Consider the following 920-nt stretch of genomic DNA (forward strand, 5'->3'; position numbering starts at 1 on the left):
GTTCTCCCCGGCCCCGCCCCCGGCCTCGGCGGCCCAGCGCTGCGCGAGCGCGGCGGCCTTGCGGGTGGCCTCGGCCAGGGCGGTGGCCGGGTCGGCCCCCGCGGCCTCGGCGCGCGCCGCCGCATAGCCGACGAGGAAGGTCGTCAGGGGGGCGGCGGGCCGGGCGACGCCGTGGGCGGCGTCCCGGGCGAGGTCGAGCAGGGCCTTGGTGTCGACGTCGATGTCGATGCCGAGCTCGGCCTTGGCGGCGGTGATCCATTGGTCCAGCACGTTTCCATGCTCCCTGATCGTGGCGCGGGCGGATGCGAGATCGTCCCAGGTGTCGCAGTCGAACGAGGCGAGTGGCCCAGTATCCGTCACGTGGTCCAGCTCCAGTTCGGCGGTCAGCGCACGCAGCGGCAGCCCGGTGAGGGTGCCGTGCTCGGCGGCCAGCAGCGCGATCTCGCGGCGCAGCGGCTCGGCCCGGTACGCCGCGACGAGCGGCTGGTCCCGCCCGGAGCGGTCGCGCAGCAGGGCGCCCTCCGCGGCCCCCGGCGGGGCGAGGCGGTCGAGGAGGGCGCGGACGGTTCCGCGGTCGAGGAAGGGCAGGTCGGCGGAGAGGACGAGGACCGTGTCGGCGGTGGTGCACCGCAGCCCCGCGTCGAGCGCGGCGACGGGGCCCGCGCCGGGCGGGCTCTCCAGGGCCCAGGAGACGGGCCGGGCCGTGGGCCGGCGGCCGCCGACCACCACGGTGGCCGCGGCGTCGGGGCAGGCGTCGAGGACGCGGTCGAGCAGCGTGCGGCCGCCCACGCGCAGACCGGGCTTGTCCGCTCCGCCGAGGCGTCGCGCGGCGCCGCCGGCGAGGACGATCGCGTCGTAGCTCATGCCCACGAGTATGCGCGGACCATGTTCCGCGGCGGGAGCCGCACTTGCCGGACCCG

At 77.8% G+C, this 920-nt stretch carries 1 protein-coding gene; it reads right to left on the reverse strand.

Annotated features, from left to right (window positions below):
- Positions 1–864, reverse strand: an 864-nt coding sequence (locus tag EF903_RS33075) for an NTP transferase domain-containing protein (protein ID WP_148142669.1), incomplete at its 3' end; no start/stop codon positions are given.
- Positions 865–920: the final 56 nt, after the last annotated feature.

This window comes from Streptomyces sp. WAC05292, assembly GCF_003949955.1.
GTDB lineage: Bacteria > Actinomycetota > Actinomycetes > Streptomycetales > Streptomycetaceae > Streptomyces > Streptomyces globosus.